Source organism: Conexibacter sp. SYSU D00693, from assembly GCF_017084525.1.
Taxonomy (GTDB): domain Bacteria; phylum Actinomycetota; class Thermoleophilia; order Solirubrobacterales; family Solirubrobacteraceae; genus Baekduia.
Genome location: NZ_CP070950.1, coordinates 2,071,304 through 2,090,013 on the forward strand (window position 1 = coordinate 2,071,304; position 18,710 = coordinate 2,090,013).

Annotated in this window: 21 protein-coding genes; 10 read left to right on the top strand and 11 right to left on the bottom strand. The window is 74.6% G+C overall.

The genetic code is table 11. From position 1 onward, the window contains the following. Positions 1-18: 18 nt before the first annotated feature. Complete coding sequence (locus JUB12_RS10275) at positions 19-1,131, top strand: LCP family protein (RefSeq protein ID WP_241004490.1); 1,113 nt, start codon at positions 19-21, stop codon at positions 1,129-1,131. Here the strand turns inward: JUB12_RS10275 and JUB12_RS10280 are convergent. After that, positions 1,128-1,436, bottom strand: coding sequence for an FmdB family zinc ribbon protein (locus JUB12_RS10280; RefSeq protein WP_205699533.1), 309 nt, complete (start codon positions 1,434-1,436; stop codon positions 1,128-1,130). The two genes, JUB12_RS10275 and JUB12_RS10280, sit on opposite strands and share 4 nt — an antisense overlap. Before the next feature lie 21 nt (positions 1,437-1,457). Beyond that, positions 1,458-1,796, bottom strand: coding sequence for an FmdB family zinc ribbon protein (locus tag JUB12_RS10285; RefSeq protein WP_205699534.1), 339 nt, complete (start codon positions 1,794-1,796; stop codon positions 1,458-1,460). A gap of 93 nt (positions 1,797-1,889) precedes the next feature. Between JUB12_RS10285 and JUB12_RS10290 the strand changes: the two genes are divergently transcribed. The 6 genes from JUB12_RS10290 (at position 1,890) to JUB12_RS10315 (ending at position 8,282) form a co-directional block, all read left to right on the top strand. Continuing rightward, positions 1,890-3,251 carry a glycine--tRNA ligase gene (locus JUB12_RS10290; RefSeq protein ID WP_205699535.1) on the top strand — a complete coding sequence of 454 codons (1,362 nt, stop codon included), beginning with the start codon at positions 1,890-1,892 and terminating at the stop codon, positions 3,249-3,251. Positions 3,252-3,263: 12 nt separating this feature from the next. Next, a complete protein-coding gene (locus JUB12_RS10295) occupies positions 3,264-4,715 on the top strand; it encodes a phosphatidylserine/phosphatidylglycerophosphate/cardiolipin synthase family protein (protein WP_205699536.1) in 1,452 nt (483 codons plus the stop codon). A 77-nt stretch (positions 4,716-4,792) separates the two neighbouring features. Further along, the gene (locus JUB12_RS10300; protein ID WP_205699537.1) at positions 4,793-5,752 is read left to right on the top strand and encodes a calcium-binding protein; all 960 of its coding nucleotides are present in this window, start codon (positions 4,793-4,795) and stop codon (positions 5,750-5,752) included. Between the two features lie 45 nt (positions 5,753-5,797). Then, positions 5,798-6,277, top strand: a complete 480-nt coding sequence (locus tag JUB12_RS10305) for a 4'-phosphopantetheinyl transferase superfamily protein (RefSeq protein WP_205699538.1) — start codon at positions 5,798-5,800, stop codon at positions 6,275-6,277. After that, positions 6,274-6,864: a DNA-3-methyladenine glycosylase I gene (locus tag JUB12_RS10310; protein WP_305852581.1), complete on the top strand. Its 591-nt coding sequence runs from the start codon at positions 6,274-6,276 to the stop codon at positions 6,862-6,864. Before JUB12_RS10305 ends, JUB12_RS10310 begins: the two co-directional genes overlap by 4 nt. Before the next feature lie 47 nt (positions 6,865-6,911). Beyond that, complete coding sequence (locus JUB12_RS10315; protein ID WP_205699539.1) at positions 6,912-8,282, top strand: diguanylate cyclase; 1,371 nt, start codon at positions 6,912-6,914, stop codon at positions 8,280-8,282. 1 nt (position 8,283) lies between these two features. On the opposite strand, the gene JUB12_RS10320 is transcribed toward JUB12_RS10315, so the two are convergent. From JUB12_RS10320 to JUB12_RS10360, 9 genes are all read right to left on the bottom strand, one after another. Next, entirely contained in the window at positions 8,284-8,898 is a 615-nt protein-coding gene (locus JUB12_RS10320; protein ID WP_205699540.1) for a TetR/AcrR family transcriptional regulator, read from the bottom strand. A gap of 114 nt (positions 8,899-9,012) precedes the next feature. Further along, positions 9,013-9,498, bottom strand: a complete 486-nt coding sequence (locus tag JUB12_RS10325; RefSeq protein WP_205699541.1) for a hypothetical protein — start codon at positions 9,496-9,498, stop codon at positions 9,013-9,015. Positions 9,499-9,562: 64 nt separating this feature from the next. After that, positions 9,563-10,426: an SMP-30/gluconolactonase/LRE family protein gene (locus JUB12_RS10330; protein WP_205699542.1), complete on the bottom strand. Its 864-nt coding sequence runs from the start codon at positions 10,424-10,426 to the stop codon at positions 9,563-9,565. Then, the gene (lon, locus tag JUB12_RS10335) at positions 10,423-12,825 is read right to left on the bottom strand and encodes an endopeptidase La (RefSeq protein WP_241004491.1); all 2,403 of its coding nucleotides are present in this window, start codon (positions 12,823-12,825) and stop codon (positions 10,423-10,425) included. Before lon ends, JUB12_RS10330 begins: the two co-directional genes overlap by 4 nt. Continuing rightward, complete coding sequence (locus JUB12_RS10340; protein WP_241004492.1) at positions 12,822-13,292, bottom strand: Hsp20/alpha crystallin family protein; 471 nt, start codon at positions 13,290-13,292, stop codon at positions 12,822-12,824. The genes lon and JUB12_RS10340 overlap by 4 nt, the downstream gene beginning before the upstream one ends. A gap of 42 nt (positions 13,293-13,334) precedes the next feature. Continuing rightward, positions 13,335-14,123, bottom strand: a complete 789-nt coding sequence (locus JUB12_RS10345; RefSeq protein ID WP_205699543.1) for an MBL fold metallo-hydrolase — start codon at positions 14,121-14,123, stop codon at positions 13,335-13,337. Further along, the gene (locus tag JUB12_RS10350; RefSeq protein WP_205699544.1) at positions 14,123-15,229 is read right to left on the bottom strand and encodes an alcohol dehydrogenase catalytic domain-containing protein; all 1,107 of its coding nucleotides are present in this window, start codon (positions 15,227-15,229) and stop codon (positions 14,123-14,125) included. Before JUB12_RS10350 ends, JUB12_RS10345 begins: the two co-directional genes overlap by 1 nt. A 33-nt stretch (positions 15,230-15,262) precedes the next feature. Further along, positions 15,263-15,541, bottom strand: a complete 279-nt coding sequence (locus tag JUB12_RS10355; RefSeq protein ID WP_241004493.1) for a hypothetical protein — start codon at positions 15,539-15,541, stop codon at positions 15,263-15,265. Positions 15,542-15,658: 117 nt separating this feature from the next. Further along, a complete protein-coding gene (locus tag JUB12_RS10360; RefSeq protein ID WP_205699545.1) occupies positions 15,659-16,741 on the bottom strand; it encodes an alpha-hydroxy acid oxidase in 1,083 nt (360 codons plus the stop codon). A gap of 20 nt (positions 16,742-16,761) precedes the next feature. Here JUB12_RS10360 and JUB12_RS10365 point away from each other — a divergent pair, with 20 nt between their 5' ends. From JUB12_RS10365 to JUB12_RS10375, 3 genes are read left to right on the top strand one after another with little or no spacing between them, the layout of a single operon-like run. Next, positions 16,762-17,691 (top strand): NAD(P)H-binding protein, encoded by a 930-nt coding sequence (locus tag JUB12_RS10365; RefSeq protein ID WP_205699546.1) that lies wholly within the window; start codon positions 16,762-16,764, stop codon positions 17,689-17,691. Positions 17,692-17,704: 13 nt separating this feature from the next. Next, positions 17,705-18,133, top strand: coding sequence for an SRPBCC family protein (locus JUB12_RS10370; RefSeq protein ID WP_205699547.1), 429 nt, complete (start codon positions 17,705-17,707; stop codon positions 18,131-18,133). Between the two features lie 43 nt (positions 18,134-18,176). Beyond that, complete coding sequence (locus JUB12_RS10375) at positions 18,177-18,581, top strand: hypothetical protein (protein ID WP_205699548.1); 405 nt, start codon at positions 18,177-18,179, stop codon at positions 18,579-18,581. Positions 18,582-18,710 lie beyond the last annotated feature (129 nt).

Genomic DNA, 18,710 nt, shown 5'->3' on the forward strand with positions numbered 1-18,710 from the left:
CGCCACCATACCCCGTCGATGGCAGGCCACCCCGACCCGCCGCAGACCCCCGACGCCCCGCCCCCGCAGTACACGAAGTACCGGGCGCGCCCCCGGCTCTTCGGCCGCCGCTCGCGCGACGGCCGCTCGCCCCTGGACGAGCTGCGCCAGGGCCAGCCCCAGCCCGACGGCCGCCGCGTCCACGGGCGCCGTCGCGACCGGCGGCTCTCCGTCGGGCGCGTCGTCGCCTGGTTGGCAGCCGCCGCCGTCGCCTGGGTCGTCCTCGCGGCGATCGCGTTCCTGGTGAGCGCGACGATCCACCAGGAGGGCGGCGCCGACGCGGCGCTCGGCGGCGCGGGCTTCCCGCTCACCTCGCCGAACACCGTGCTCGTCATCGGCTCCGACCAGCGCTCGCGGTCGACCGCCGAGCCCGGCGCGTCCACGAGCGGCCCGAGCCGCAGCGACACCCTCCTGCTCCTGCGCACCGGCGGCGGCGCCAGCGCGCGCCTGTCCATCCCGCGCGACACCGTCGTCGACATCCCGGGCCACGGCCGCGGCAAGATCAACGCGGCCTACGCGCTGGGCGGGACCGAGCTCACCGTCCGCACCGTCGAGGGCTTCCTCGGCACGGAGGTCCACCACGTCGTCGAGGTCGACTTCGAGAACTTCCCGAAGCTCATCGACGCGATGGGCGGCATCGACTACACCGGCGGCTGCGTCGTCTCGCGCATCAACGGCGGGTTCAAGAACGGCGGCTACACGCTGCGTCTGAAGAAGGGCAAGAACCACCTGGACGGCCGCGCCGCCCTCGCGCTCGCCCGCACCCGCAAGAACGAGTGCAACCCGCGCGAGTCCGACCTCTCCCGGGCGCGCCGCCAGCAGAAGCTCTTCAGCGCGATGCGCTCGCGGATCTTCAGCCCCGGCGCGTTCATCCGGCTGCCGTTCATCGGCTGGGCGGCGCCCAAGGCGGTCAAGTCCGACATGAGCGGCCCGACGCTCCTGGGCCTCTTCGGCGGGACCGTGATGGGCGGCTCGCCGCCGACGCGCGTGCTCAGGCCGACCGGTGCCGAGACGCTCCCCGACGGCGGCGCGGGGCTGGACGTCTCCCAGGAGGAGGTCCGCTCGGAGGTCCGGCGCTTCCTCGACGGCTAGGGCGTCCTGGGCGGCGGGGCGGGCTTCTCCGCCGCCTTGGCCTTGGCCCGCTCGGCCCGCTGCGCGCGCAGCTTGTCGTCGTGGTCGTTGGCGCCCTGCTCAGCCGCCCGGTCCAGGAAGCGGCGCTGGCGCTCGGACCCGACGTCGGTCGCGTAGAACCCCTTGCCCTTGAAGTGCACGGCCGGCGCGGCCCACACCCGCGTCAGCGCGGCGCCGCACTGCGGGCACGGCCCGGGGGCACCGCCGGCGGCGTGCAGGACCTCGACCTCGTGGCCCGCCTCGCAGCGGTACGGGTAGACCGGCACGGCGCGGCTGCGACGGGCCGGCTAGGCGGCCTTCGCGTCCCCGCCCGACGAGGACGAGGAGGACGACGACCCGCTGTCGCCGCCCGAGGAGGACGAGGACGAGCTGTCGGACGAGCCCGACGAGGAGGAGGACCCGGAGTCCGAGGAGGACGAGGCCGACGCCTCCTTCTCCTTCTGGCGCTTGCGGGTCCCGTAGTCGGTGTTGTGGAAGCCCTTGCCCTTGAAGTGGATCGCGGGCGCGTGGAGCACCTTCTGCACCGGCTCGCCCGTCTCGGGGTCCTCGGTGAGCGGCGGATCGGTGAAGCGCTGCATGACCTCGAAGGTCGACCCGTCCTGGCGGCGGTACTCGTAGATCGGCATTCCGCCCGCGATCATAGCTCGCGGCCGCTGGCACTCTCAAGCGCAGAGTGCCAATCCGGGCGACGCGACCGACGCCTCTAGCATCCGCCCGCGATGAGCGACGACGTCGTGACCATGGACAAGGTCGTGGCGCTGTGCAAGCGCCGCGGCTTCATCTTCCCGAGCTCCGAGATCTACGGCGGGCTGGGCTCGACCTACGACTACGGGCACTACGGCGTGCTGCTCAAGACGAACGTCAAGGGCGAGTGGTGGCGCGCGATGCTCCAGGAGCGCGAGGACGTCGTCGCGCTGGACTCGGCGATCCTCCAGCACCCGCGCGTCTGGGAGGCCAGCGGCCACCTCGCGGGCTTCACCGACCCGCTCGTCGACTGCCGCGCGTGCAAGCGCCGCTTCCGCGCCGACCACCTCGACCCGGACGAGCTCTGCCCCGCCAAGGCGAACCTCCCGAAGACCGAGGACCGCACGCACGACCTCACCGACGTGCGCGCGTTCAACCTGATGTTCAAGACGCACGTCGGGCCGGTGGAGGAGACGGCGTCGGTCGCCTACCTGCGGCCCGAGACGGCGCAGGGCATCTTCATCAACTTCAAGAACGTCCTGCAGTTCGCGCGCAAGAAGCCGCCGTTCGGCATCGCGCAGGTCGGCAAGTCGTTCCGCAACGAGATCACCCCCGGCAACTTCATCTTCCGCACGCGCGAGTTCGAGCAGATGGAGATGGAGTTCTTCGTCCCGCCGGACGAGGCGCCGCGCTGGTACGACGAGTGGAAGCGCCTGCGCCACGAGTGGTACATCCGCCTGGGCATCCGCCCCGACCACCTGCGCATGCGCGAGCACGAGCAGGACGAGCTCTCGCACTACTCGAGCGGCACCGCCGACGTGGAGTACCTCTTCCCGATCGGCTGGTCCGAGCTCGAGGGCATCGCCAACCGCGGGGACTTCGACCTCACCCAGCACGCCGAGTTCTCCGGCGAGAAGCTCGAGTACTTCGACCCGAACACCAAGGAGCGCTACGTCCCGCACGTGATCGAGCCCGCCGCGGGCGCCGACCGCGCGACCCTCGCGTTCCTCGTCGACGCCTACGACGAGGAGGAGGTGGAGGGCGAGACGCGCACCGTCCTCAAGCTCCACCCGCGCCTGGCGCCGGTGAAGGTCGCGGTGCTGCCGCTCGTGCGCAAGGACGGCCAGCCCGAGCTGGCCCGCGAGGTCCACGCCACGCTGCGCTCGCAGCTGCAGACCGAGTACGACGAGGGCGGCTCGATCGGCAAGCGCTACCGCCGCCAGGACGAGATCGGCACACCCTGGTGTGTGACGATCGACCACGACACGCTGCAGGACCGCACCGTCACGGTGCGCGACCGGGACTCGCTCCAGCAGGAGCGTGTGGCGATCGACGACCTGCCCGCGAACCTCGCCGCCCGCATGGCGGCGGAGTGGCGCTCGCCGAAGCTCGGGTAGGACCCTCGGGGCATGGGCCCCGAGCTCCTTGGACGGCTGGACGCGCGCATCGGCGACGCGGTCGAGGCGGCGGTGCGCCTCAAGCACCGCCGCCGGCTTGCGCGCCTGGGCTGGGCGCACGCGCTCGACCCGCCCGACGACGGCCCGTTCTGCCTCGGCGACCCGGCGCCCCGCGACGGCTGCGCGGTCGACGTGCTCATCGACGGCGCCCAGGCGCTGCCCGCCATCGCGCAGGCGATCCGCGGAGCGCGCCGCTCCGTGCACCTGACCGGGTGGCACGTCGCGCCGGGCTTCGAGCTCGAGCGCGGCGAGCCCGCGTGCAGCGTCGGCCAGCTGCTGGCCGAGGCCGCCGAGCGCGTCGACGTGCGGATGCTCGTGTGGGCCGGGGCGCCCGTCCCGGCGTTCCACCCGACGCGCAAGGAGGTCGAGGCCACGGTCCACGACCTCGTGCGGGGCACCCGCATCCGCTGCGAGCGCGACCCCCGCGAGCACCCGTTCCACTGCCACCACGAGAAGACGGTCGTCGTCGACGGCGAGGTCGCGTTCGTCGGCGGGATCGACCTCACCGACCAGGCGGGCGACCGGTTCGACTCGCCCGGGCACCCGGCGCGCCGGCGCCTCGGGTGGCACGACGCGGCCGTCCGGCTGCGCGGGCCCGCGGTGGCCGACGTCGACGCGCACTTCTGCCTGCGCTGGGGCGAGGTGACCGGCGAGCGCCTGGAGCCCTGCGCCCCGCCGCCGCCCGCCGGGAGCTCCACCGTCCAGGTGGTCCGCACCGTCGCCGAGGACATGTACGACGGCGTGCCGCGAGGCGACTTCCGCATCCTCGAGGCCTACGTCCGCGCGCTGCGCTCCGCGCGGCGGCTCGTCTACCTCGAGAACCAGTTCCTCTGGTCGCCCGAGCTCGTCGCGGTGCTCGCCGAGAAGCTGCGCCGGCCGCCCAGCGACGAGTTCCGCGTGGTCGTCGTGCTGCCCGCGAAGGCCAACAACGGCCAGGACGACACCCGTGGCCAGCTCGGCGTCCTGGTCGACGCCGACGACGGGGCCGGGCGCTTCCTGGCCGCGACGGTCCGCGGGCGCTCGGGCGGGCGCACCGATCCGCTCTACGTCCACGCGAAGGTCTGCGTCGTCGACGACGAGCGCCTCCTGCTGGGGTCGGCGAACCTCAACGCGCACTCGCTGCTCAACGACACCGAGATGGACGTCGTCTGCGACGACCCCGCGGTGGCCCGCGACACCCGTGTGCGCCTGTGGGCCGAGCACCTCGAGCTCGACGTGGACGAGGTCGCGGCCGCCGACCCCACAGCGCTGGTGGACGAGCGCTGGCAGCCGGTCGCCGCGGCCGAGCTGCGTCGCCAGGAGGCCGGCGAGCCCGCCCGGCACCGCCTCGTCGCCCTCCCCGGCGTCTCGCGCCGCTCGGCCCGCCTCCTGGGTCCCCTCCAGGGCCTCGTCGACGACGGCTGACCCCGGCAGGAGCGGACGGGCGTCCAGCTGGGGTCGCGACGCTCAGGTGTCCGGCGTGACGGTCGATCACCAGGGCCGTGCGCCGTCTGCCCCCGGTCCTGTTCGCCCTCCTCGCGCTGCTCGCGCTCGTCCCCGCGGCGAACGCCGCCCGTGCCGGCAGCGGCGGCGTCGACCGGCTGCTCGGCAGCCCGGGCATCGACAAGCTCCTCGGCCTCGGCGGCAACGACCACCTCTTCGGCGCCGGCGGCGACGACCGCCTCAACGGCGGCAACGGCAACGACACCGTCCTCGGCGGCGCCGGTGAGGACGACCTCGACGGCGGTGACGGCGACGACGACGTCCGCGGGGGCGACGGCGCCGACCAGATCCACGAGGACGGCTTCGGGGACGACGTCCTCGCGGGCGACGCGGGCGACGACTCGATCAAGGGCGGCCACGGCGTCGACGAGATCCTCGGCGGCGCCGGCGACGACGAGATCTGGGGCGGCCCCGGCCCCGACGCCGTCGACTGCGGCCCCGGCGACGACGTGGTCCACGTGAACCTCCGCTCCGAGCTCGAGCAGCTCATCGACTGCGAGGACGTGCGCGAGGAGGAGGACGTCGCCTACGTCACGTGCGAGATGGGCGGCACCGAGTGGGGCGAGGTCGTGCACGGCACCGAGGGCGATGACCGCTGCCACGGCAACGGCGGCGACGACGTCGTCGAGGGCGCCGGCGGATCGGACTGGCTCGCGGGCGACGACGGCGCCGACAAGGTCTTCGGGCGCTTCGGCGACGACCACCTCCTCGGCGGCGCGGGCAACGACGAGCTCCAGGGCGGCCGCGGTCGCGACGTGCTCGACGGCGGCGCCGGCAACGACGAGGTCACCGGCGGCTACGGCTTCGACCGGCTCAAGGGCGGTGCGGGCAACGACCGCCTGACCCCGGGCTGGGGCGAGCGCGGCGAGCTCGTCGACTGCGGCCCCGGCCGCGACGTCGCCATCATCGGCCCGGGCGACCGCACCAAGAACTGCGAGACGGTCCGCCGCGGCGGCTGACCGGGATGGCGGGTGCCTGGCACCCGCCACCCCTACGATCGCGGCGTGACTGCGGCGGTCGAGGTGGCGCTCCACGTGCGCCGGCGCGACGGCCGGCGCGGGCGTGACGTCCTCGCCGGGCTCCTCGCGCCCGGCGACCACGGCAGCGCGTCGCACACCGGCGACCTCCTGGTCCTGGCCGTGTGCGCGCAGGCGCCCGTCGGCGTCGACGTCGAGCGCGTGGTCCCGCGCCGTCGCGGCCTGGCCTCCCGGCTGCATCCACGCGAGCAGGTCGCCCTCGCGGCGACGCCCGACGACGAGTGGGACGCGGCGTTCACCGGGCTGTGGACCGCCAAGGAGGCGGTCCTCAAGGCGCGCGGCACCGGCCTGGAAGGGGGCCTGGAGACCTTCGCCGTGGTCGACGACGAGGTCCGGCACGCCACCGACGGGCCGTGGGCGCTCGCCCGCTTCTCCCCCGCCGCCGGCGTCGCGGGCTGCGTCGCCGTCCGTGCCGCCGGGCCGGTCGCGATCATCCACCGTCCGTGACCAGCGGCGTCGTGATCGGGCAGGACGGCAGGCCGCGCTGTCCTTGGGGCGCGAGCACGCCCGACTACGCGGCCTACCACGACGACGAGTGGGGCCGCCCCGTCCGCGACGACGTGGGCCTCTTCGAGCGCCTGACCCTCGAGGCGTTCCAGTCCGGCCTCTCGTGGCTGACGATCCTGCGCAAGCGCGAGGGGTTCCGCGCGGCGTTCGCGGGCTTCGACGTGGAGCGCGTCGCCGCCTTCGACGAGGACGACCGCGCCCGGCTGCTCGAGGACGCGGCGATCGTCCGCAACCGCGCGAAGGTCGACGCCACGCTGGCCAACGCCAGGGCGCTGGCCGCCTTCCGCGCCCGGGAGGGCGACGGCGCGTTCGCCGAGCTCGTCTGGTCCTTCGCGCCGCCGCCGCGCCCGCGCCCGCGGACGCTGGCCGACGTCCCCCCGCACACGCCCGAGTCCAAGGCCCTGGCCAAGGGCCTGAAGGCCGAGGGGCTGGTCTTCGTCGGCCCCACCACGGCGTACGCGCTCATGCAGGCCTGCGGGCTCGTCGACGACCACCTCGCCGGCTGCCACGTGGCGCCGCGCCGCTAGACGCACGCCCTCAAGGAGTCCGGACGGATGGTCGATGTCGGCCATGGATGTCCCGCCGCCGGCACACGCCAGCTGGGCTGCTCCTGGCCAACCTCGCCCTCGCCCTCGCCTACCTCGCGACGGCGCGCCTCGGCATGGGCCTCGCGCTGGTCGCCGACAACGTCACGCCGGTGTGGCCCCCCGCGGCCATCGCGCTCGTCGCGCTCGTCCTCGGCCGCGGCCGCCTCGTGCCGGGGATCCTCGCCGGTGCGCTCGCCGCGCACCTCTCCACCGGCCTGCCCGTCGTCACCGCCGTCGCCATGAGCCTCGGCAACCTCGGCGCGGGCCTGCTCGCCGCCGCGCTCCTGCGCCGCGCCGACTTCCGCCCGCGCCTGGACCGCGTGCGCGACGTGGTCGCGCTGGGCATGCTCGCGGCCGTCATCAGCACCGCGGTCGCCGCCACCGCGGGCGTCGGCGCGATGTGGGCCGCGCACCTCGTCCACACCGACGGCCTGTGGGCCGCATCGCACACGTGGTGGGCGGGCGACATGGTCGCCGAGCTCGTCCTCGCCCCGCTGCTCTTCCTCCTGCTCGTCCCCGGCGGCGTCCCGCCGCTGCGCGGCCGCGAGGTCGTGCACATGGCCGCGGTCTTCGCCGCCGGCACCGCGGCGGCGGCGATCGCCATCAGCGGCGACCTCGCCTACCTCGTCTTCCCCGTCCTGGCCTGGGGCGCCGTGCGCTTCCGCCAGTTCGGCGCCGCCGCCTCCGGCCTGCTCGTCGCGATCGTCGCCGTCCTGCTCACCGCCAACGGCATCGGCGACTTCGCCGACGACTGGCTCCAGCAGGACGTCACCCGCTCGCAGATGTTCATGGGCGTGGCGGCCGTCTCCGCGCTGCTCCTCGCCGCCATGAAGGACGAGCTGCTCACGAGCCAGACGCACGCGCTGACCGACGCCCTCACCGGCCTGGCCAACCGCCGCGGCTGGGAGCTCGAGCTCGCCCACCAGGAGGAGGCGGGCCGCCGCGGCCGTCGCTCCTTCAGCATCGTCCTGCTCGACCTCGACGGCTTCAAGGCCTACAACGACGCCCACGGCCACCAGGCCGGCGACCGCCTCCTGCGCGAGGTCGCCGGTGCCTGGGCCGACCGCCTGCGCGCGACCGACGTGCTCGCCCGCTTCGGCGGCGACGAGTTCGGCGTCGTGCTCGCCGGCTGCGACCTGGGCGCGGCGGAGGGGCTGAGCGCGCAGCTGCGCGCCGCCACCCCCGACGGCTGCGGCGTCTCGACCGGCTGCGCGTGGTGGGACGGCCAGGAGAGCGTCCACGCCGTCGTGGCGCGCGCCGACCGCGCGCTCTACGCGGCCAAGGCCGACCGCGGCCGGCTCGCCGTGCCCGCCGCCCAGGCCCGGCGCGAGAGCGCGGCGCTCGCCGCCGCGGCCTGAGTCAGCGGCGGTCGTCGACGAGCCCGGCGACGATGCGTCGCGCGGCGTCGACCGTGGGCCGCCACGAGCGGCCCGGCTCGCTGAGCATCCGCATCGCCAGGCCGTCGGCCATCGCGAAGAGGATGTCGGCCACCGCCTCGGGGTCCTCGCGCAGCCGCAGGACGCCCTCCTCGTGCTTCGCGCGCAGGACCGCCGCGACGTGGTCGGTCATCCGCCGCAGCAGCGCGGCGAACTCCGTCGCGACCTCCTCGTTGCGCCGCGACAGCGTGAAGAACTCGAAGACGACGACGACCGCGTCGGGCTGCTCGCGCAGGAGCGTGACCAGCGCGCGGTCGAGCAGCGCGAGGACGTCGTCGGCGGTCGCGGCGCCCGAGAGCTGCTCCTCGAGCGCGGCGAGGCGCTCGTCGGTGTCGCGGCGCACGACCTCGGCGAGCAGCCGCTCCTTCGTGCCGAAGTAGTAGTGCAGCAGCCCGCGCGAGACGCCCGCCTCGCGGGCGACGGTGTCGAACGTCGCGCCGGCGACGCCGCGCCGCGCCACCGAGTCGCGCATCGCCGCGACGATGCGCTGCGCCTTGTCGCCGGCCAGGGACCGGGTCGCCGACGTCGCTGCCTCCACGGCGAGAACCCTACCTGGCCAGCCAGCCAGTCTCGTCCGGGCGCCCTCCCCCGGCAACGCCGAGGGGCGCCTCGCGGCGCCCCTCGGAAGCTGCTGGTGTCGGTGCGGCGGCCGCTAGGAGGCCGACGTCGCCGTGCTCGGCGTGCTCGCCGTGCCGGCGCCCGACGAGTTCGTGCCGGAGGTGGTCGACGTGTAGTCGAACTCCTCCTCGGCGCCGAAGAGCGCGTCGAGCAGCTTGTTGCGCAGGCCCTCGGACAGCGCCACCGCGGCGACCGCGCCGACGGCGCCCAGGACGATCAGGCGACCGAGGCCGCCCTTCTTCTTCTTGGGCTTCTGCACCGTCGCCGTCGCGCCACGCAGCGCGCTGGCGGCCTGGCGGATGTCCTCGTGGAACTTGGGGTCCTCGAACAGCGCCGTGGCGCCCTTGCCGTTGATCCGGTCGTAGGCGTCTCGCGCTGCCTCGAACGCGGCGCGCACGTTGTCGCGCAGCTCGTCCTGGTCGAGGTCCTGCGCCAGGTCCCTGACGTTCTTGACGTTCTTCGCGCCCTTGACCGCCACGCCGGTGGCGGCGGCCTTGGCGGCCTTGCTCTTCTTGGCCATCGCTCCCTCTCGTCGGGTTGCTCTGCTCACGACCATACCCGGGAGTCGAAGCTCCACAACAGGGTCAGACGATCGTCGCCGGGATCGGCGTCCCGGCCACCGGCGCGCGGCCGCGCAGCACGGTCCCACCGCCCTCCCCGCCCGCGGTCGTGACGAGCACGTCGCGCCCGTCCTCGCCGCCGAACGCGATGCTCGACACGAACGGCGCGAGCCCCTCGAGCGACTCGGTGATCGCGCCGCTGTCGGGGTCGAGGCGCACGACGCTCCCGCCCTGGCCCGTCGCGACCCAGACGCCGCCCTCGGCATCGACGGCCAGCCCGTCCGCCGACAGGCCCTCGGGCGCCTGCACCCACGTCCGCGCCGCCTCGGCCAGCGCGCCGTCGCGGTCGACGTCGACGACGAGGACGCGGCGGTGGGCGTAGTCGGCGAGGTAGCAGCGCCGCCCGTCCGGGGAGAGCCCGAGCCCGTTGGGCCAGTCGACGCCCTCGTCGACGGCGACCGCCACCCAGCCCGGCGCGACGACCAGCACGCGACCCGGCACCGGCGGCTCGCCCGCCATCGGGCGGAAGCGCAGGGCCCCCGCCAGCAGCCAGCCGTGGACGTCGACGGTCAGGTCGTTGAAGCCCGTGATGCCGGTGTCGTCGCCCGGCGTGGAGACGTCGGTCGTGGTGCCGTCGTCGTGGAGGTGGACGAGGTCCCTGCCCGAGACGACGACGCCGCCGCGCGCGTGCGCGACCAGGCCGCCGACGCCGCGCCGGCCCGGCAGGACCTCGTCGATCGCGTCGGCGCCCGGCGCGATCCGGAAGACGCCGCCGCCCGTGACGTCGCTGAACCACACCGTGCCGTCGGGCGTCACGCGCGGTGCCTCGCACAGGCCGAAGCCGCCGGCCGCGACCGGCTCGAGCCCGAGCGCGCCGCCGGCGCTCACGGGCGCTCGAGGGCGACGTCCAGGACCTCGGCGATGTCCGAGACGAAGACGAAGTCCAGGCGCTCGCGCAGGTGCTCGGGGATGTCCTCGACGTCGGGCGCGTTGTCGGCCGGCGCGATGACCGTGCCGATCCCCGCCCGCTGGGCCGCGAGCGCCTTCTCCTTCAGCCCGCCGATCGGCAGCACCTGGCCCGTCAGCGTGATCTCGCCGGTCATGGCGACGTCGGAGCGCACGCAGCGGCCGGTGACGAGCGAGGAGATCGCCGTGGCCATGGTGATGCCGGCGCTCGGGCCGTCCTTCGGCGTGGCGCCCGCGGGGACGTGGACGTGCAGGTCGTGCTCGCGGAACCACGCGTCGCCGAGCCCCGGCGCCACCGTCTCGTGGTGGCCCTTGACCCAGGTCAGCGCGGCCTGCGCGCTCTCCTTCATGACGTCGCCGAGCTGGCCGGTCAGGGTCAGCCCGGAGGGCGGGCCGGAGGTGGGGAACGCGCTGGCCTCGATGAAGAGCACGTCGCCGCCGACCGGCGTCCACGCCAGGCCCGTCGCCACGCCGGGCGTCTGCGTGCGCCGCCGGGAGTCGGGCTGGAAGCGCGGCCGGCCGAGCAGCTCGCGGACCTTGGCGGCCGAGACGTTCGTGCGCGCGACGCGCCCGTCGCCGTTGCGCTCGGCGACCTGGCGGGCGACCTTGCGGCAGACGGTCCCGATCTCGCGCTCGAGCCCGCGCACGCCGGCCTCGCGCGTGTAGTCGCTGATGATCCGCCGCAGCGCCGCGTCGGGGATCGTGATCCACGACTTCTTCAGGCCGTTGCGCTCGACCTGGCGGGGCACGAGGTAGCGCTTGGCGATCTGGAGCTTCTCGTCCTCGGTGTAGCCGGCGAGCTGGATGACCTCCATGCGGTCGCGCAGCGGGCCCGGCACGCGGTCCAGGTCGTTGGCCGTGCAGACGAACATGACCTTCGACAGGTCGAACGGCACGTCGAGGTAGTGGTCGCGGAACGCGACGTTCTGCTCGGGGTCGAGCACCTCGAGCATCGCGCTGGACGGGTCGCCGCGGAAGTCGGCGCCCATCTTGTCGATCTCGTCGATCATGAACAGCGGGTTGTTCGAGCCCGCGTCGCGCAGCGCGCGCACGATCGTGCCGGGCATCGCCCCGATGTACGTCCGGCGGTGCCCGCGGATCTCCGCCTCGTCGCGCACGCCACCGACGCTGATGCGCTCGAACCTGCGCCCCAGGGCCGTGGCGATGGAGCGGCCGACCGAGGTCTTGCCCACCCCGGGCGGGCCGACGAAGCACAGGATCGAGCCCCGTGCGTCCGGCTTGAGCTTGCGCACCGCGAGGAACTCGATGATGCGGTCCTTGACCTGCTCGATGTCGTAGTGCTCCTCGTCGAGCACCTCGCGGGCCTTGGCCAGGTCGAGGTCGTCCTCGGTGCTCGTGTCCCACGGCAGCGACGCGATCCACTCCAGGTAGGAGCGGATGACGCCGTGCTCGGCCGCCTGCGTCGGCAGCTGCTCGAGCCGGCGCAGCTCGCGGTCGGCCTGCGTGCGGACCTCCTCGGGCAGCGCGATCTGCTCGAGGCGCTCGCGCAGCTCCTCGGCCTCGGCCCGGCCCTCGTCGAACTCGCCCAGCTCGTCCTGGATGGCCTTGAGCTGCTGGCGCAGCACGAACTCGCGCTGGTTGCGGTCGATCTCCGACTGCACCTGGGACTGGATCTGCGAGCCGATCGAGATGACCTCGAGCTCGCGCGCGAGGACCTCGGCGAGGCGGCGCAGGCGCCGGCCGACGTCGACCTCCTCGAGCAGCTCCTGCTTCTCCTCGGTCTTCAGCCGCAGCGCCCCCGCGATGAGGTGCGTGAGGGTGCCGGGGTCGTCGAGGTTGGCGACGGCGAGCTGGAGCTCCTCGGGCAGGTAGGGGACCTCCTCGACGATGCGCGTGAAGGTCTCCTGGACGTTGCGCATCAGCGCGGTCAGCTCGGGCGACTCCTGCACCACGTCGGGCAGCTCGGTGACGCGCGCGACGAGGTAGGGGGTCTCCTGCACCCACTCCTCGATGCGCACGCGCTGGGCGCCCTGGACGAGCACGCGCAGGGTGCCGTCGGGGACCTTGAGCATGCGCGCGATGCCGCCGACGACGCCGACCTGGTGGAGGTCCTCGGGGCCCGGCGTGTCGAGCTCCGGGTTGCGCGAGGCGACCATGCAGAGCATCCGGTCGCCGGCCAGCACCTCGTTGATGAGGGCGACCGAGCGCTCCTGGCCCACCGCCAGCGGCGTGATCGTGTCCGGCAGGGGGACGACCTCGCGCAGCGGCAGGACCGGCAGCGTGGCCGGGACCGCGCGTCCCGCGCCGACCTCGACGTCCTGCGCGTCGCCCTCCGTGGCGATCTGGATCGGGCCGCTCACCGGCCGCGGTCCTGCTCGTCGGGGACTTCGATCGGCACGCGCCGCGCGCGCGGCTCGGGCGGGAGGATGGGCAGCTCGACGCGCAGCATCCCGTCGCGGTAGGTCGCGCGGGCCTGGTCGGCGGCGACGTCGGCGCCGAGCGGGATCGAGCGGCGGAACGGGCCGAAGTCGATCTCCAGCTGCTGGTAGACGCGGCCCTCGGACTCCGACGGTCGGCGGTGGCCGCTGAGCACGAGCTCGCGACCCTCGATCTCGAGCGAGATCTCCGCCGGGTCGATGCCGGCGAGCTCCGCCTGGACGATCGCGCGCGGCGGATCGCCTTCGTAGAAGACGTCGACCGCGGGCGAGAAGCCGCCGCGGCGGTTGCGCGCGGCGAGGCCCGCGCCGCCGAACACCTCGCCGAACAGCTCGTCCATCTCGCGCCGCATGCGCTCGAAGTTCACGAAGATGTCGCGCTCCGGAGGCACCGGCCGCAGCCTACCCAGCGCGCGGGGGCCTCCCCCGCCCGGTCAGAGCTCGAAGACCGCGTCCTCGCGGGCGACCTCGAGCGGCCCGTCGAACGCCTCGCGGGCCTCGGCGAGCGCCCACTCGGGGTCCAGCTCGTCGGAGATGTGGGTGAGCACGAGGCGTCTCGCCCCGGCGCGGGTGGCGTGCTCGGCCGCCTCGCGCGGGGTCATGTGCCCGCGCTCGCCCTCGCGCTCGGGGCGCGGCAGGGTCGCCTCGACGATCAGCAGGTCGGTTCCGCGCGCGAAGTCGACGAGGTCGTCGGTGGGCGCCGTGTCGGCCCCGTAGGTGATGCGCCGGTCGCCGCAGCGGACCTCGATGGCGTAGGTCTGCACGTAGTGCTCCACGCCGTGGAAGCGCACCCTCAGCGACCCGATCTCGAGCGCGTCGCTCGGCGCGTACTCGCGCAGGTCGAAGGCGCCCTCGACGAGGTCCTCGTTGCCCCACGCGCCGACGACGCGGCGGAAGACGTCGCGCGCGCCGGGCGGCGCGTGCAGCAGCGGGCGGGCCGGGCTGTCGGTCCCCGGCCAGGTGTGCACCGGCACCGGCTGCTGGCGCGGCGCGTAGGTCAGCGCGTAGCTGTAGGGGACGAGGTCGAGGAAGTGGTCGGCGTGCAGGTGGCTGAGCACGACCGCGTCGACGTCGACGTAGTCCACGTGGCGGCGCAGCTTGCCGAAGACGCCGTTGCCGCAGTCCACGAGCAGCGTCGTGTCGCCGTCCTGCACGAGGTAGCCGCTGCACGCACCGCCGGCGTCCTGCCAGGACGGGGACTTGCCGAGGACCGTCAGCCGCATCAGAAGCTCGTGATCACGGTGCGCACGCCCTCGTGGCGGTCCATGGCGGCGAAGGCGTCGTTGACGTCGTCCAGCGCGATGCGCCGGGTGACGAAGGCCTCGAGGTCCAGGTCGCCCCGGAGGTAGGCGTCGACGAGCTCGGGGACGCGGTCCCGGCCCTTGGCGCCACCGAAGGACGCGCCGGCGATCCGCCGGCCGGTGATGAGCAGGCGCGGGACGACGTCGAGCGTCTCGCCCTTGCCCGCGACGCCGGCGACCGTGCACAGGCCCCAGCCCATCCGCGCGGCCTCGACGGCCTGGCGCATGACCTTCACGGAGCCGGTCGCCTCGAAGGTGTAGTCCGCGCCGAAGCCGCCGGTCATCTCGAGCACCTGGCCGACGGCGTCCTCGCCGCCGATGAGGGTGTCGGTGGCCCCGTGGCGGCGAGCCTCCTCGAGGCGCCCCTCGTCGAGGTCGATGCAGACGATGCGCTCGGCACCGGCCATGCGACAGCCCGCGACGGCGCCCAGGCCGACGAGCCCCGCGCCGAAGACGACGCACGTCGAGCCGGCCTCGACCTTGGCGACGTAGAGCGCGGCGCCGACGCCGGTCGTGGCACCGCAGGCCAGGGTGCAGACGACGTCGAGCGGCGCGGCGGGGTCGACCTTCGCGAGCGCGACCTCCGGCATCACCGTCGCCTCCGCGAAGGTGCTCGTCCCCATGAAGTGGCGCACGCGCTCCTCGCCGCGGTGCAGCCGCGTCGTGCCGTCGGGCAGGAAGCCGAGGTTCTGCTGCTCGCGGATGGCGAGGCAGAGGTTGGTCTTGTCGCTGACGCAGTGGATGCACTCGCGGCACTGCGGCGAGAAGAGCGTGACGACGTGGTCGCCGGGCGCGAGCGAGGTGACGCCCTCGCCGACCTGCTCCACGACGCCGGCGCCCTCGTGGCCGAGCACCGTCGGCGCGTAGCCCGAGGGGTCCGCGCCGCTGGCCGTGTACATGTCGGTGTGGCACACCCCGCAGGCCGCGAGGCGCACGAGGACCTCGCCGGGACCGGGCCCGTCGAGGTCGACCTCCTGCACCACCAGCGGCTGCGCGAACTCCTCCAGGACCGCCGCGCGGATCTTCACCCCCGGCACCCTCCCGCGCCGTGGGCGCTCAGGTCAAGCGCCCGCGTGCAGCGCCGCCTGCTCCTCGGCGCTGGGGAACGCCCAGGCCGCGCGGGTGCGCCGCTCCTGGCGGAAGTGGAAGCGCAGCTGGCTGGGCGGGCGCAGCCCCTCCGGCGAGTCCGGGCGGTAGGTCGCGCAGGGCTCGGCGAGCTCCAGCGCGCAGAGGAGGTTGCAGCGGAAGTAGCAGTCCTCGCAGCTGACCTTGCGGCCCCCGGCACGCCCCTTGGCGGACTTCGGCTTGGCGGGGGCGCGCTGCGGCAGGACCTCGTTCACGGGATGGACCCAACCACACGCGCGAGGCGCGCGCAGGCGCGTTCTCGCAAATCCCGCACGTTTCCTCTTTGCCTGCAAGGAGCGGGTTTCTGGCGCCGTTTCCCCGCATTTGCGGGGTCACCAGGCGCGCAGCTTGACGTGGGGCGCCCCGACGTGCTCTGGACGCTGGGCACCGAGCAGCGCGAGCGTCCGGGCGAGGTCGTCGACCAGCGCGTGCAGGACCTCCGCGACGCCGTCCTCGCCGCCGGCGGCCAGCCCCCACAGGTACGGCCGCCCGATGAGCACGGCGTCGGCGCCGAGGGCCAGCGCCCGGGCGACGTCAGCCCCGCTGCGCACGCCGCCGTCGACCAGGACGGGCGCGGCGCCGCCGACGGCCTCGACGACCTCGGGCAGCGCGACGGCCGTCGGCACGACGCCGTCGAGCTGGCGCGCGCCGTGGTTGGAGACGACGACGCCGGCGGCGCCGTGGGCCAGCGCGGCCTCGGCGTCCTGCGCGGTCAGGACGCCCTTGACCAGGACGGGCAGCTGCGCCGTCTCGGCGACCCAGCGCAGGTCGCTCCAGCGCAGCGCGGCCCACCCGCCGATGGGCGGCTTGCGGTCGGCGCCGAGGCGCTCACCCGCGCCGGCGCGTGGCGCGTCGTCGTCGCCCTCGTGCGTCGTGACCCGCACGCCCGGCGGAAGCTCGAGCGCGCCGTGGCGCAGCTCACGCTCGCGCCGTCCCGGGACGGGCAGGTCGATGGTGAGCAGGACGTGGGTGAAGCCGTGCTCGCGCACGCGCTCGAGCACGCGGCGCACGCGGTCGCGCTCGGGCTGGAGGTAGAGCTGGAACCAGCGGGGGGCGTGCGGGGCGGCGGCGGCGACCTCCGCGAGGTCGGCGGTCGCCCGGGTCGACAGGCAGGAGACCAGGCCGGCACGCGCCGCCGCACGGGCGACGGCGACCTCGCCGTCGGGGTGCAGCAGCCGCTGGGCCGCCGCGGGCGCGAGGACGATCGGCGCGGCCATCCGCGCGCCGCAGACCGACGTGCGCAGGTCGGGGTCGGTGACGCCGGTGAGCTGGCGCGGGCGCAGCCACAGCCGGCCCCACGCCGCCTCGTTCTCGAACAGCGTGACCTCGTCGCCGGCCCCGCCCGCGAAGTAGTCGTACGTCGCCTCGGGCAGCAGGTCGCGCGCCTGGGCCTCGAGCCGTCGCAGGAGCTCCACGGCCCGTACCTTCTCCGATGATGCGAGCACTCGTCACGGGCGCCTCGGGCGGCGTCGGGGCCGTCGTCGTGCCCGAGCTCCTGCGCCTGGGCGTCGACGTCCGCGCGTTCGGCCGCAGCGAGGCCCGCATCCGGGCCGCCGGCGTGCCGTCGTCGGTGGCCGTGGTCGAGGGCGACGCGACGGACGGCCGCGGGCTCGACGAGGCGCTGGACGGCTGCGAGGTCGCGTACTTCCTCATCCACTCGATGGAGGGCGGGGCGACGGACTTCAGCGACGTCGAGCGGCGCACCGCCGAGACGTTCGCGACCGCCGCCCAGCGCGCGGGCGTGCGGCGCGTCGTCTACCTCGGCGGCCCGGTGCCGCCCGGCAAGCCGCTGTCGCGCCACCTGCGCAGCCGGCTGGCCGTGGAGGAGGTCCTCCTGGACGCCGTGGACGAGGCGGTGGCGTTCCGCGCGTCGATCGTCGTCGGGCCGCGGTCGCGCTCCTTCCGCTTCCTCGTGCGGCTCGTCGAGCGCGCGCCCGTGCTGCCGCTGCCGCGCTGGCGCGACGGCCGGACGCGGCCGATCGACGAGCGCGACGTGGTCGCCTACCTCGGCGCGGCCGCGACGAGCGCGCGGGTGCACGGCCCGCTGAGCATCGACGTCGCCGGGCCCGACGAGCTCTCCTACGGCGAGCTGGTCCAGACGATCCGCGACGAGCTCATGGTCGACAGGCCGGCGGTGCGCCTGCCGGTGTCGCTGACCGCGGTCGCCGCGCCGGTGGCGGCGGCGATCGCCGGCGAGGACGTGGCGCTCATCGGACCGCTGATGGAGTCGCTGGACAGCGACACGCTGCCGCGCGACGAGCGGGTACGCGAGCTGTTCCCGGAGGTCCGCCTGCACCGCTTCGTCGCCGCGGTGCAGCGCGCCCTGCGCGCCTGGGAGCGTGTCGAGCGCCTCGCGGCACGGTAGGACTACGCCCCACATGGCCGAGGTCCGCACCAGCATCGACATCGACGCACCCGTCGAGGACGTCTACGCCTTCGTGATGGACGCCGAGCGCCTGGGTGAGTGGGTGACCATCCACCGCGGCCTGCTCGAGCACTCCGACGGGCACATGAAGCAGAGGCTCTGCCTGCGCGGTGCGACGTTCAAGGTGGACTGGGAGCTCGACACCGCCAAGCGCCCCTCCCACGTGGTGTGGAAGGGCAGGGGCCCGGCCCGCTCGAAGGCCGAGACGGAGTACCGGCTGGCCGACAACGGCAAGGGCGGCACGCGCTTCGACTACCGCAACGAGTTCCGTGCGCCGCTCGGCCCTCTTGGCGCGGTGGCGTCCTCGGCGCTGGTGGGCGGACTTCCTGAACGTGAGGCGAATGCCTCACTTCAGAAGCTCAAGGCCATCCTCGAAGGATGAAACCTGGCATGCACGGTTTTCCGTAAGTGGAAGACTGTCGGGCATGTCGGACTTCCTGGAGGACAAGAAGCGCGAGATCCGCGAGCGCCTGGAGGAGCTGCGCGAGGCGGTGCAGGAGGCCGAGCGCCTCGAGTCCGCCCTCGCCGCCCTGGAGGGCGTCAGCAACGGCGGTGGCTCGCGCGGCGGGTCCTCGCGCAGCCCGCGCTCGCGCGGCGGCGGCGGTGGCGGCGGCGGCGGCACGGGCAAGCGCGGCCGGCCCAAGGGCTCGGGCCCCCGCGCCAAGCAGGCGCTCGAGACCGTGCGCAAGAAGCCGGGCATCACGATCCCGGAGCTCGCCGAGGCGCTCGAGATGCAGCAGAACTACCTCTACCGCGTGATGCCCGACCTGCAGAAGCAGGGGCTCGTGCGCAAGGAGGGCCGCGGCTGGCACCCGATGGAGGCCGCGTAGGGCGTCCGACCGCGACCCTGTCACCTCCGGCGTGCAGGACCGGGGATCGCAGGGTCACGGACGAACGGCCGCCGACCACCCCTGAGAACGACGACGGGCGCCCCGCAGGGCGCCCGTCGCGCAACCGGG

Coding starts and splice junctions, on each gene's coding strand:
- JUB12_RS10275 (WP_241004490.1), top strand. CDS start 19: ATGGCAGGCCACCCCGACCCGCCGCAGACCCCCGACGCCCCGCCCCCG.
- JUB12_RS10285 (WP_205699534.1), bottom strand. CDS start 1,796: ATGCCGATCTACGAGTACCGCCGCCAGGACGGGTCGACCTTCGAGGTC.
- JUB12_RS10290 (WP_205699535.1), top strand. CDS start 1,890: ATGAGCGACGACGTCGTGACCATGGACAAGGTCGTGGCGCTGTGCAAG.
- JUB12_RS10295 (WP_205699536.1), top strand. CDS start 3,264: ATGGGCCCCGAGCTCCTTGGACGGCTGGACGCGCGCATCGGCGACGCG.
- JUB12_RS10315 (WP_205699539.1), top strand. CDS start 6,912: ATGTCCCGCCGCCGGCACACGCCAGCTGGGCTGCTCCTGGCCAACCTC.
- JUB12_RS10325 (WP_205699541.1), bottom strand. CDS start 9,498: ATGGCCAAGAAGAGCAAGGCCGCCAAGGCCGCCGCCACCGGCGTGGCG.
- JUB12_RS10345 (WP_205699543.1), bottom strand. CDS start 14,123: ATGCGGCTGACGGTCCTCGGCAAGTCCCCGTCCTGGCAGGACGCCGGC.
- JUB12_RS10365 (WP_205699546.1), top strand. CDS start 16,762: ATGCGAGCACTCGTCACGGGCGCCTCGGGCGGCGTCGGGGCCGTCGTC.
- JUB12_RS10370 (WP_205699547.1), top strand. CDS start 17,705: ATGGCCGAGGTCCGCACCAGCATCGACATCGACGCACCCGTCGAGGAC.
- JUB12_RS10375 (WP_205699548.1), top strand. CDS start 18,177: ATGTCGGACTTCCTGGAGGACAAGAAGCGCGAGATCCGCGAGCGCCTG.